Below are 12,748 nucleotides of genomic sequence, written 5' to 3' on the forward strand. Positions count from 1 at the left end.
AAAAGAAAATCTATACGCTTTATTATGAATAAATAAATTAACTTAAAAATTTAGGTGTTTGTATTAGTACAAGATAACCTCTCCCGACATAAGTTGTTACTGTAAGATAATTATACAAAACGGAGAGGAGATTTTAAAATGCATTGCAAACCTAATGTATTACCAGCAATCTGTCACCCAACTAAATGTTGCGTGAACCACACGTTCCAAAATAATATTGTTCCTCATATTCACCCAACTCATACTACTACAGTAAACCACGTGAATTATGAGCACCAACATTTCTTCCCACAATCACAATCTGTACAAAATGTGGTGACAAACACGCAAGCAAATATGGGGCCGGCACCAGTTCCATACCCAGCGCCTCAACAACCTGCTCAAACTGGTGGTGTTCCATTTACAGCTACTGGAACAGCTTTTCCTGGAGGAGCTCCAGGCGGTTTCCCAGGTGGATTCCAGGGTGGATTCCCAGGCGGTTTTCCTAGAAGATAATAACTACTAATACTTTCATGGCTGCCAATTTTCACTCGGCAGCCATTTCATATGAAGTCGAGGAAAAAAATTTCTCTTTTTGCCAAAAATGCTTATAATGGTTCATATGGGTAAAATCCAAGCCTTATTTTCAAAAAAATGTAAATAATGTGGTTATTTTTTATAAAGAACAGAATAGATTAATTAAGGTTAAATAAGTGCTGGAAACTAAGAAGTTTATAGGCAAGGGAATGGACAATTCATGAAAGTAGTAGCTATTTCAGGCTATAAGCCATTTGAAATTGGCTTATTTAAAAAAAATGATCCTGCAGTCGATTACATAAAAAGAGCTATACGAAAAGAACTGGAGCAATTGCTTGAAGAGGGGCTTGAATGGGTGCTAATAAGCGGCCAGCTCGGTACAGAGCTTTGGGCGGCTGAGGTTGTATATGACATGCAGTTAAATGGTCATTCAGAATTAAAGCTGGGAGTTGTGACTCCATTCTTAAACCAAGAGCAAGGCTGGAAGGAAGAAAATAAAGAATGGTATGAAGAGATTTTGATGCAGGCAGACTTTGTCGATTCTGTATCAAAAAAGGATTATGAAGGTCCGAACCAGCTGCGGATGAAAAATGTTTTTTTGTTGCAGAAAAGTGATGCGTTGCTGATGTTTTACGATACAGAAAAAACAGGAAGTCCTAAATATTTATACGATCTTGCAGCACAATATAAGGAAAGAAATAATTATGATATCCGGTTAATCAGTTTTTATGACTTGCAAGCAATTGTTGAAGAAGAACAATATAACAATGACTTCTTCTAGAAAAATTGACAAATCGGTAAATGTTTGAAAAAATTAATTAAATACGGCAATTGACTGAGGTGAGCGGAATATGATGCTATCAGATAAGATTAAATTAACGGCTAAGGATATTCTCGAGAAGGAATTTAAAACGGCCATGCGAGGATACAAGCCAGAAGAAGTAGATCAATTTTTAGATTTAATTATCAAGGATTATGAAACATTGCACCAAGAAATTGAGGAGCTGCAGCAGGAGAATATGCGCTTGAAAAGACAAGTGGAAGACAGCTCCAAAAGGCCGCAGACACCAACAACTACGGCTGGGACAACTAATTTTGATATTTTAAAAAGGTTGTCTAATCTGGAAAAGCATGTTTTTGGCAGCAAGCTTTACGATTGAGTTAAGGCTGTTATCCAAAATCTGCTATTGCTATTATTGTGTGGACATACTATAATAACCTTTGTAATCAATAACAACGCTTTGGTAATCGCTGCAAACATTGTTTGTAGAGGAAAGTCCATGCTCGCACAGGCTGAGATGCCTGTAGTGTTCGTGCCTAGCCAAAAAATAAGCTAGGGCAGCAATTTATTGCTGACGGCAGGGAAAATGCCTAAGTCCTTTGGATATGGCATGAATACCTTGAAAGTGCCACAGTGACGGAGCCTGTTCAGAAATGACCAGGGTGGAACGAGGTAAACCCCGCGAGCGAGAAACCCAAATTTTGGTAGGGGAACTTTCTCTGAGGAACTGAACGAGGAGAAGGACAGATTTTATAATCTGTAGATAGATGGTTACCGCCTTTATACGAGGCCTTTATAGGTCGTTACAGTACAAAGGAACAGAACATGGCTTATAAAGCGTTAATGTTGATACACTAAACATGAAAAATAGCACAAGGTGACTCGATGTTTGCACTGACTAAATCAGGTAAGCATAAAGTCATCTTTTTATTTGAAGATAAATGATATTGGCACATGCCAAATGGACATAATAGGTAATACATAATAAGTTATTTTTTAGGAAATAGGTGAAGTCATGAAACAATATTCATTAGTTGCAACGGCTGCAATGGGGCTTGAAGCAATTGTAGCAAAGGAAGTAAGAGATCTTGGCTATGAATGCACGGTTGATAACGGAAAGGTTCACTTTAAAGGGGACGAAAAAGCAATCGCCAGATGCAATATGTGGCTTCGAACAGCTGACCGCGTAAAAATCATTGTGGGCGAATTTAGAGCAACTACCTTTGATGAATTATTTGAAAAAACAAAGGCATTGAACTGGCAGGACTATTTACCAGTTAACGCTCAATTTCCTGTAGCGGGAAAATCAGTAAAATCCAAGCTTTTCAGTGTTTCAGACTGTCAGGCAATTGTTAAAAAAGCGATTGTTAACAAACTGAGCACACACTACAATAAAACTGGCTGGCTTGAAGAGAATGGCGCTATGTTTAAAATCGAGATCAGCATGTTAAAGGATGTAGCAACATTAACGATTGATACATCAGGGCATGGCCTGCATCGTCGTGGTTACCGTGTTGGACAAGGGGAAGCGCCGATTAAGGAAACTCTTGCAGCAGCTCTGATTCAGCTTACAAACTGGACACCAGACCGTCCTTTTGCTGACCCTTTCTGTGGTTCTGGTACGATTGCAATTGAAGCAGCATTAATCGGGCAAAATATCGCTCCAGGCTTTAATCGTGAGTTCATTTCAGAAGAATGGGATTGGATGAGCGCAAAAGTATGGGATGAAGTCAGAATGGAAGCAGAAGACTTAGCTAATTACGATCAGCCTCTTGACATAACAGGAACGGATATTGATCATAGAATGGTTAAAATTGCAGGAGAGAATGCCTTTGAAGCAGGTCTTGGCGAGCTTGTAACATTTAAGCAAATGCAAGTAAGAGACTTTACGACAATGAAGGAAAACGGCGTAATAGTTGGAAATCCACCATATGGCGAACGCTTAGGGGACAAGCCTTCTGTTCAAAGAATGTACCAGGAAATGGGACAAGCATTCGAACCGCTTGAAACATGGTCTATCTACATGCTGACAGCAGACGAGCAATTCGAAGAGCATTACGGCAAAAAAGCAACAAAAAAACGCAAGCTCTTCAACGGCTTCATTAAGACAGATTATTATCAATACTGGGGCAGAAGAAAACGTGATTAATTGTAAAATGCAACAGATGTAGTGCGTATAATTTCTCCATCATTTGTGTATATATAAGTCTATATGCCAGTGGTGGAGGGAAATATGATGGACAATACAATTGATTATCAAAAAATATTGAATGCAATTAACCAGTCATTAGATATTATTAGAAACGAAGATATCGGAGAAGATATGCTTCAGCCATATATAGATGCACAGCAGACAGTTATGCAAGCAATGAACTTTTCCATATCAAACAGCATCAAGTAGAAAGCCTGATGCTGTCTTTTCTTTTTTAATACTTTTTCGATTAAAAAACGCAATACATGTAAGAGGGTGCTGTGCCTAAAAAATTGGCGGCCCTCTTTTCGCTTGAAAAGTACCAATAATTTTAAATCATGTCATTCATTTTAGTTAATGGAGGCATCCTCCTTTAAAACTTGAGGAGGGTCTCTTATTTCATTTTTGCGGAGGGGTATCATGCAAAACAGCATGCCATTTGAGGTTTCGAAAACAGAGTCATTTTACGATAAATTAGGAGAATGGATTGGGGATGTGTTTTACGACATTCTTCCGGACGCAGGGTATGAGCTTCGTGATGAACAAGTGTTCATGGCATACCAGCTCGAAAAGGCATTTAAAGAGAAAAAGACGATTTTTGCAGAAGCAGGAGTCGGAACAGGGAAAACATTTGTATATTTACTTTACAGCATTTGCTATGCAAGATATGTGAATAAGCCTGCCATTATCGCATGCTCTGATGAAACATTGATTGAACAGCTTGTCAAAAAGGAAGGCGATATTGCGAAGCTGGAGCAAGCTTTAGGTTTAAAAATAGACGTACGCCTTGCGAAATCGAGAAACCAGTATCTTTGCTTAAACAAGCTTGATCAGAAAATTACTTTTGAAGATACGTATAATACTATTTACGATACATTACCTGATTTTGTTCATGGCAGTGGTTCGCTGCAGTCATTTGCACCATATGGCGACAGGAAGGATTATTCTGACTTGACGGATGAAGATTGGGACGGTGTTGCATGGGATTCGATGCAGGATTGCTTTACATGCGATAAGCGTCACCGTTGTGGACAAACCTTGCACAGAGATTACTACCGCAATGCGAAGGATTTGATCATTTGCTCACATGATTTTTATATGGAGCATATTTGGACAAAGGAATCTAGAAAAAGGGAAGGTCAATTACCACTGCTCCCAGATAGTGCTTGTGTAGTGTTTGATGAAGGCCACTTGTTAGAATATGCAGCTCAAAAAGCATTGACTTACAGACTAACTGAACAAAACCTAGAAAACCTTTTGACTAAACTCCTTGCAAATGACGTTCGAGAAAAAACATTAAATATTATTGAAGATACAATCTATCAAAACGAACAATTTTTCGCTGCATTAACGAATGCATCGTTTGAAACAGAAGGCTCGGACAAGCAGGAAATTAAAAAAACAGATACAGTCATGAAGGAAGGCAAAAGACTTGCTGGACTTATCTCTGACTTAGAAGAAGAATTAGTCTTTGAAAGTGAAATGTACGTCATTAATGAGTATGATTTAAAAGTAGTTGAAGAGTATTTAGAGCAAATCTCTCATTCGCTTCGTTTATTCTTAAGAGAAATGAATGGTATCACTTGGTTTGAGGAACACGACGGTGAGCGCACACTTGTCATCATGCCAAGACTTGTACAAGATATTATGAAGGAAGATGTATTTAGCCAGAAAAAACCGATTATCTTCTCTTCAGCAACATTATCTAACAACAAGTCATTTGAATACATGGCAAACAGTTTAGGAGCGAAAGACTTCCTATCTTTCTCTGTCGAATCTCCATTTGATTACGAAGAGAACATGAAAGTAATCATGAGAGAATATAATCACGGAGATAATGAACAGAAGCAGGAATATGTAATAAAGCAGCTAGTCAATGCTGGCGGAAGATCACTTGTATTGTTTAACAGTAAAGAAGACTTAGCCAAGTTTAAAGCAGCGTTGCCAAAGGATTTCAACATTCCGATTTATTTTGAAGGGGAAGCAGAAATAAGTGGCCTTGTTTCCAAATTCCAAAATGAAGAAGAGTCCATATTATGTACTGTTAACCTATGGGAAGGCTTAGACGTACCAGGAAGATCACTAGAAAACGTCTTTATTTTCTCCTTGCCGTTCCCGCCAAACGACCCTGTTTATAAATCAAAACGTGAAAATACAACAGATCCGTTTACAGAAGTCGATTTGCCTTACATGATACTCCGCTTAAGACAAGGCATCGGACGTCTAATCCGAACAACAGAAGACAGCGGCAGCATCCATATCTTAATGGACAAAGAAGAGAAGCAAGCTGTTAAAGAAGCAGTCACAGCAGCCTTGCCAGTAGAACCAACTGCCGTTTAATAGGAGAGTTTTTATTCGAACTTCGTTTTAATGCTGGTAAAACCCCAATCGATTTTCATTCGACTGGGTTTTTTTATTTAAAGCAGAATCACGACATAATATGTACTTTGAATTCATGAAAGGAAACATACAGCTTAGTCCAATTGTTAACACATATGTTTCTAATACAAAAACAACCAACATACACGACATATTCGTATAAGAAAATAACAAAAGATGAATGAATAAGTAGCCAACTAAAAAATATTTGTATAAGAGTCCGATTGACGAATGCGTAGAGTTTAAAAATGAGATAGTTTATTTTGTCACCTACAGCTTAATTTTATTTACATAGTAGAAAAATATGGTAAGATAGTTTTCATATCTTACTATTTTGATTTTGAGCTAATTATAAGGAGGAGAAAGCATTTGAGTCACATAAAAACAATAGAGCAGGATTTTTTAGCATATGTGAAAAAAATCGGAGCTTATAATGAAGCACTAGCACTGATATATTGGGATTTGCGAACAGGAGCACCAAAAAAAGCCGTTGATCAGCGTACAGAAGTTATAGGTACCCTATCGGCAGAAGCGTTCAACATGTCTGTTTCATCAGAGCTGGAAGGTTATTTAACTGAATTATCTGATGAAAGTATTCAGAAAGAATTATCGTTTGTAACCATAAAAACAGTTGAGGAAATGAACAAAGAGTTTGAACGTAATAAAAAAATTCCGCCAAGTGAATATAAAGAATATGTGATGCTTCAATCAAAAGCAGAAAGCGTGTGGGAAGAAGCGAAAGAAAAGTCTGATTTTTCTCTATTTGAGCCATATTTGGAAAAATTAGTAGAAACAACAAAAAGGTTTATCGGTTATTGGGGCTATGACAAAACACCGTATGATGTTCTTCTCGATATGTATGAACCAGGTGTTACAGTCCAAGTTATCGATGAAGTATTTGATGAATTAAGAAGTAAAATTGTTCCCCTTGTGCAGCAAATTGCTGATTCAACGCAAAAGATAGAAACAGACTTTTTATTTAAGCATTTCCCGAAAGACAAACAGCATGCGTTTAGTTTGGAGCTTTTGAAGCAGATCGGCTATGATTTTGACGCAGGCAGGCTTGATGAAACGGTGCATCCATTTGCAACAGGCATTAATCCAGGCGATGTGCGGATTACTACAAAGTATGTGGAATCTGATTTCCGTGTGGCCGTATTCGGCACCATTCATGAGGTTGGTCATGCCTTGTATGAGCAAAATATCTCGGAGGAACTTGTCGGAACACCGTTAGCTACGGGCACGTCAATGGGGATACATGAGTCACAGTCGTTGTTTTATGAAAACTTTGTTGGCAGAAATGCCTCCTTCTGGGAGAAGAATTACGCTTTATTAAAGGAATATGCTGACGGGCAGTTTGATAACGTAGAGGTAGCAGATTATTACAAGGCAATTAATGAATCCAAACCATCCCTTATCCGGATTGAAGCAGATGAATTAACATATCCATTGCATATTATTATTCGCTACGAAATCGAGAAGGGCTTGTTTAATGGAGATATAAAGGTTAAAGACCTTCCGAAAATATGGAATGAAAAATATAAGTCTTATTTAGGAATTGAACCAAGTAATGATGGAGAAGGGATTCTTCAGGATGTCCACTGGGCAGGGGGAAGCTTTGGATATTTCCCGTCCTATGCGCTGGGATATATGTATGCAGCCCAGTTTAAACAAACCCTATTAAAGGATTTGCCTAACTTTGACGAGCTTCTTCGGAAGGGTGAGTTGCTGCCAATTAAAAAATGGTTCAATGAAAAAGTTCATCAATTCGGAAAAACAAAAAAACCGCTTGAAATTTTAGCAGATGTGACAGGAGAAGGCCTTAATGCCCAATACTTAATTGATTATCTGTACGAAAAGTACAGCAAGGTGTATCTTCTGTAATCATGTCCAGACAAAAAGAGCAAGGAATTCCTTGCTCTTTTTTTGCTTTTCGTACGAAATGAAGCGCAATTGTCACGAAAAGCGCAGTACAGGAATATACTATTATAGAATTAATAAACTGGATGTGATAATCGATGGTACATTATTATTGCAAACACTGTCTCCTTCTTTATAAGGAAAGCACAATCTGTTCCAATTGTGGAGCGAAGGTTGAGAATAAAATAAAGATAGAAGTACAAAGCCAAAAGGAAAATGAGTGAAAAATAGCAAAAACAAAGAGTATGACGTTTGTATGCCATCTCTTTGTCAGCTTATAATCTTATACTTCAAGCATCAAAATAATATAAAGTGTGCCTGTGTCAGCTAATGTTACTTTAAGGCTTAAAGCCTTGTCAAAGCCATACATTTTTGTCTCTCCTACCAAAACCGTCGGAGGGGTAATATCCATTGCAATTCCATTTTTTGATACAAAAGTAGTCAGGTTACCTGCAATCATATTTCCAAGCTCTCCAGAAAAAGAATCAAGCATTTCTCCTTCAAGAGCCATTCCAAACATTGCTTCACCGATTTTACCGAAAACTTCTTGATTTCCATCTATAATGACTCTTCCACGGAAGTCACCTGTCAGACCAATAAGCACTCCTAAAGATTTCTGCTGATATGGTGCCGTTACTAAAGTTGGTTTATCAATTGTTAGTTCAAAGGGGATTACATTCTTAACTGAATCAATAGTCCCGTTTAATATTTCTGTTGCGCTTCTTGTGATTGTCAAAATTCATTCCCCCATACTGTAGTTATCATCATCTTATCATAGTTTATAAAAAATTTGGATAAGGAAAATTCAAAAAAACGACGAATTTCATAGTAAAAAATACCTATCTTTAGAAATGGTAATTAGGTTTAAACTACTACGTTTTTCGGTGCTGGATACTATTTACAATGAAATTTTAATTAAATCCTTTTATAATAAAGAAGCACAGCAACATCCTTCAAAACATTTCATTCCTCCTGTGAGAGGAATTTTTTTTTACTTATATTGAAAATGATTATCATTGATGATACAATGTAACTGAAATTGAAAATTACTCTCATTAAGGAAAGAGGTGCAAATAGACATGGTTATGGTCTTTATTGCTGCTGCTGCAATTACTTGCTTGTCCGTTATGAAATATGTGTTGAAAAACGTCTCACCTTCTGCAAATACAAAATAAATACATTTATTATAATCTTTATTATTTCACTTTTACCTCTTAATTTATTCTGGTAATACCTCTTTTTCATCATCTCCGCTTAAAATTCAAAATATTTTCTTTATTCTAATGTTGAAAATGGTTAAAATGGAACTAATCTACATATTAAGATTAAAGGAGTTAGTCATGCTTCCGACAACCATTTTTCAGCTAAACCACCTGACTGAATTTCATCATTTTTTAAACAAACAAAAGGATCTTACTGCAGCCGAAAAGGTGAAGGACTTAATCAACAAAATTTACAAGTGCGATTTTGTCTTTACCTTTTGTGGTCATTATTCTGCTGGGAAGTCCAGCTTAATCAATGAACTTATTGGCAAACCATTGTTACCAAGCAGCCCAATCCCGACAACAGCACATAAAATAAAGGTTTCACGAGGCAATGATGCTGTCAAAGTTTATTTCACAGCTAAACCTACGCTGTTATTTCCAAACTGTACGGATCTAAAATTAGTGGACGCAGAGCTTTTAGACAAAGATTTGATTAATGAAGTGGCTGTAAATGTAAGCGGTATCGATTTGCCGAATAATATTATGTTTGTTGATACACCTGGAATTGATAGTATAGACAAAGCTCATATGCTTGCAGCAGAATCAAGTATTCATTTGTCTGATGTACTGTTTTATGTAGTGGAGTATAACCATGTTCAATCTGAAATTAATATTGAATTTACAAAACAGCTTGTGGACAGCGGCAAAAGCTTTGTTCTTATCATTAATCAGATTGATAAGCATCGCGAAGCAGAAATTCCGTTCCAAGCATTTAAAGATAGTGTAGAGCAGGCGTTTGTTGCAAGTGGTGCAGTGCCTGAACGGATTTTTTACACGTCGATCAAAGCAATGGACAGCAGCAAAAATCAAATAAATGAATTAAAACAGTTCATCGCCGCAAAAATGACGCACAAAGACTCATTAATGGAAGCGTCTGCAGATCAATCCTTTTTAAAAATAAAAACCGATCACAGCAAGGCGATGGAATTGAAAAAGGAAAAGGAATTAGCAGAAGCAGGTGCCCCGCTTGTTAATTTGACAGCGGAAAAGCTTCACCTTTTAGAAGAAGACTTCCATACACTTGAAAAGAAGCTGCAGGCTTTGCAACAAACTAAAGTGCAGCAGGCAGAATTAGAAGCAGGTTTTCTAGCCATCATTAAAGACGCTTATATTATGCCATATGCACACAGGGAGCTTGCAGAAACCTATTTAAACGCTAAAGACAAAAAGTTTAAGCTCGGATTGTTTTCCAGTAAACAAAAGATAAAAACCGAGCAAGAAAAAAGGCTGCAGAATTTCCATAGCATTTTGGAAGAAGCCGTCCAATTACAGCTGCTTGGACCTTTAACCAAATACTTAGAAACAGCCTCTGGCAAAATGGGGGTTAATACTGCTGCATTTAAAGAGGAATATTTAACAACACCATTATTTAAACTAGAGAAAAAGGCTTTAGCGGAGCTTGTTAATCCTAATGCACAAATGTCAGAAACCTATTTGCTCCGATACTGTGAAGAAGTCGAAGATTACATAAAAAGCTCAGTGAAAAAAGAAGCAAACAAGCTGTTTTCTATTTTATCTAGTGAGCAGGATATTCACACTAAAGAGCAAGAGCGCATCATTACAGAAGACCAGCGTCGTCTTGAAACCTTACTTCATGCTAAAAAGAAAAAAGACCAAATAGCGAACAACTGGCTTAAATGGCAGGAAGCGCTCAACCAGCTCATTGAAAATAGACGTGAAAATGCGGCTGACAATTACTTGGAGCTGATTGACGATGAGACTGAGCCCGTCATTCAAGAAGTGAATGCTCAAAAACTTGTAAAGGAGCTTCAAAGGAAAAAACAAACCCAAGTCCGCAGCAAACCAGAACAAATGCTGGCAAATCCAGAGGAAATGCTGGTGCAGCTGGATTTTATATCAGCTCAATTGCAGGATTTAAAAGGGTTTAAAGAGGTTTGGCGCAATCTACAGCGGCGCACAGAAACAATACGTAATAAGCAATATACAATTTGCTTATTCGGTGCTTTCAGTGCAGGAAAATCTTCTTTTGCGAATGCCCTGTTAGGGCATCCATTGCTTCCTGTATCACCTAATCCTATGACAGCAGCAATCAATCGAATTCTGCCTGTTGATAAGGAAAACGAGCACGGAAAAATGGTGATTGTCTGGAAATCAAAAGAGGATATGTTAGGAGAGCTACAGGATTATTTGCGTGTCTTTCATGAAAACGCAGATTCACTGGAGTCTGTACAGCTTGTCATTGACCGCATAAAAAAAAGCAGTGCTCACTTCTCAGCCAGTCACCACCGTTATTTAGAAGCGTTTTTCGAAGGATTCCCTTCACACAAAGATATGCTTGGAACAGTTTCTACTGCAAGCATGGAGGAACTGGACCAGTATGTATCAGTGGAAACAGTATCGTGTTTTATTGCAAAAATCGATGTTTATTTCGACTGCAGTTTAACAAGAAAGGGCATTGTTTTAGTTGATACGCCAGGAGGAGATTCGATAAATACAAGGCATAGTGAACTTAGTTTTGAATACATGAAGGCCGCTGATTCTATTTTGTATTTGTCCTATTATAATCATGCTTTTGCAAAAGCAGACCGTTCGTTTCTTCTTCAATTAGGAAGAATGAAGGATTCCTTTGAAAAGGATAAGATGTTTTTTATTATGAATGCCATTGACCTGGCAAAGGATCAAGAGGAACTTGACCTTGTATTCAATTATTTATATGACCAGCTTGAGAACTATGGTATTAGGAATCCGCGTATCTATCCTGTATCAAGCTTATTTAGTGATAAAGAGCCATATATTGGGCAGATGGATGCTTTTAAAGAGAGCTTGCTGCAGTTTATTGAGGATGAATGGCTTCCATTTATGCTGAAAGCAGCAGAGACTGATTGTATGGCAAGCATTCAGATGCTTGAGGATTTCATTAAGTCAGCTGAAATGGAGCATGCAAAGCAAACGGAACTAATTGACGCATGGAAAAGGGAGGAGCAGGAGCTTAATTTACTCCTAGCACAGCAAAAGCATACTTATTTAAATAAGAAATTGAAAGCAGAGATAGACGAACAGGTTCATTATTTAAAGCAGCGCATATTCCTGCAATTCAATGATTGGCTGAAGGAGTCCTTCCATCCTGGACTTTTAAAGGGAGAAAATCGAAGGCAGGAGGGAGAAAAGGCGTTAGATGACTTCCTTTTTCAACTGAGTTATGAGGTGGAGCAAGAGCTCAGGGCAGTTAACTTACGATGCGAGAATTATTATTATGCACAAAGAAAAGAGCTTTATGAATTATCATTAAAAAGCATCCGTCAAAGAAATAAGGAAATGATTGTACAGCTTGATTATTCAGTAAAGCTGAGTGGGGTGATTACCCATCAAGCTCCATTTAGAACAATGGAAAGAGGATTGTTTAAAAAAGCATTGTCTTATTATAAAAATCCGAAGGCTTTCTTTGAAAAAGGAGACAGAAAATATCTTGCCGAAGAAATAAAAACAGTAATGGAAACAGAAAGCTTTCCATTCTTTGAAGATGAAAAGTCCCGATTGTTTTCATTCTTTGATGACACCTTAGAGAAGGAAAAGCTAGAAATGATCCAATCATTGCAAGCGCAAATGCAGGAGTATTACAGTGGTAAGGCTGAATTGTTCCAAAATGAGGAGATTCGTCAAAAAATGAAGGAAGCTCTTCTTACCATAAAAGACAGTAATGTATGGACATATGCAGACAGTATCTAATAGGGGAAA

The 12,748-nt window shown here is 37.5% G+C and carries 9 protein-coding genes and 1 other RNA gene; 9 read left to right on the forward strand and 1 reads right to left on the reverse strand.

Features of this window, described 5'->3' with window-relative positions; genetic code table 11:
• The first annotated feature begins 138 nt into the window (after positions 1 to 138).
• The 8 genes from CEQ21_RS20285 to CEQ21_RS20320 all read left to right on the forward strand — a co-directional run bounded on the left by CEQ21_RS20285 (position 139) and on the right by CEQ21_RS20320 (position 7,751).
• A complete protein-coding gene (locus CEQ21_RS20285; protein WP_185766063.1) occupies positions 139 to 495 on the forward strand; it encodes a CotD family spore coat protein in 357 nt (118 codons plus the stop codon).
• Positions 496 to 736: 241 nt separating this feature from the next.
• On the forward strand, positions 737 to 1,297 hold the full coding sequence (locus CEQ21_RS20290) for an SLOG family protein (protein WP_185766064.1): 561 nt from the start codon (positions 737 to 739) through the stop codon (positions 1,295 to 1,297).
• Positions 1,298 to 1,370: 73 nt separating this feature from the next.
• Positions 1,371 to 1,676: a cell division regulator GpsB gene (gene gpsB / locus CEQ21_RS20295; protein ID WP_144453398.1), complete on the forward strand. Its 306-nt coding sequence runs from the start codon at positions 1,371 to 1,373 to the stop codon at positions 1,674 to 1,676.
• Between the two features lie 76 nt (positions 1,677 to 1,752).
• An RNA gene (gene rnpB / locus CEQ21_RS20300) (RNase P RNA component class B) lies at positions 1,753 to 2,135 on the forward strand.
• Between the two features lie 177 nt (positions 2,136 to 2,312).
• The gene (locus tag CEQ21_RS20305; RefSeq protein WP_185766065.1) at positions 2,313 to 3,446 is read left to right on the forward strand and encodes a THUMP domain-containing class I SAM-dependent RNA methyltransferase; all 1,134 of its coding nucleotides are present in this window, start codon (positions 2,313 to 2,315) and stop codon (positions 3,444 to 3,446) included.
• 84 nt (positions 3,447 to 3,530) lie between these two features.
• Positions 3,531 to 3,698 (forward strand): hypothetical protein, encoded by a 168-nt coding sequence (locus CEQ21_RS20310; RefSeq protein ID WP_185766066.1) that lies wholly within the window; start codon positions 3,531 to 3,533, stop codon positions 3,696 to 3,698.
• 210 nt (positions 3,699 to 3,908) lie between these two features.
• Positions 3,909 to 5,828, forward strand: a complete 1,920-nt coding sequence (locus tag CEQ21_RS20315; protein ID WP_185766067.1) for an ATP-dependent DNA helicase — start codon at positions 3,909 to 3,911, stop codon at positions 5,826 to 5,828.
• Positions 5,829 to 6,236: 408 nt separating this feature from the next.
• Positions 6,237 to 7,751: a carboxypeptidase M32 gene (locus tag CEQ21_RS20320; protein WP_185766068.1), complete on the forward strand. Its 1,515-nt coding sequence runs from the start codon at positions 6,237 to 6,239 to the stop codon at positions 7,749 to 7,751.
• Positions 7,752 to 8,070: 319 nt separating this feature from the next.
• Here CEQ21_RS20320 and CEQ21_RS20325 read toward each other — a convergent pair whose 3' ends face one another.
• Complete coding sequence (locus CEQ21_RS20325) at positions 8,071 to 8,523, reverse strand: chemotaxis protein CheX (protein WP_127737660.1); 453 nt, start codon at positions 8,521 to 8,523, stop codon at positions 8,071 to 8,073.
• Between the two features lie 604 nt (positions 8,524 to 9,127).
• On the opposite strand from CEQ21_RS20325, the gene CEQ21_RS20330 reads away from it, so the two are divergent.
• A complete protein-coding gene (locus CEQ21_RS20330; protein ID WP_185766069.1) occupies positions 9,128 to 12,739 on the forward strand; it encodes a dynamin family protein in 3,612 nt (1,203 codons plus the stop codon).
• The last annotated feature ends 9 nt before the right edge of the window (positions 12,740 to 12,748 follow it).

Source organism: Niallia circulans, assembly GCF_007273535.1.
GTDB lineage: Bacteria > Bacillota > Bacilli > Bacillales > Cytobacillaceae > Niallia > Niallia circulans_B.

Excerpts from the sequence above, each read along its gene's own strand:
- CEQ21_RS20285 (WP_185766063.1), top strand. The coding sequence starts at position 139 with ATGCATTGCAAACCTAATGTATTACCAGCAATCTGTCACCCAACTAAA.
- CEQ21_RS20290 (WP_185766064.1), top strand. The coding sequence starts at position 737 with ATGAAAGTAGTAGCTATTTCAGGCTATAAGCCATTTGAAATTGGCTTA.
- gpsB (WP_144453398.1), top strand. The coding sequence starts at position 1,371 with ATGCTATCAGATAAGATTAAATTAACGGCTAAGGATATTCTCGAGAAG.
- CEQ21_RS20305 (WP_185766065.1), top strand. The coding sequence starts at position 2,313 with ATGAAACAATATTCATTAGTTGCAACGGCTGCAATGGGGCTTGAAGCA.
- CEQ21_RS20310 (WP_185766066.1), top strand. The coding sequence starts at position 3,531 with ATGATGGACAATACAATTGATTATCAAAAAATATTGAATGCAATTAAC.
- CEQ21_RS20315 (WP_185766067.1), top strand. The coding sequence starts at position 3,909 with ATGCAAAACAGCATGCCATTTGAGGTTTCGAAAACAGAGTCATTTTAC.
- CEQ21_RS20330 (WP_185766069.1), top strand. The coding sequence starts at position 9,128 with ATGCTTCCGACAACCATTTTTCAGCTAAACCACCTGACTGAATTTCAT.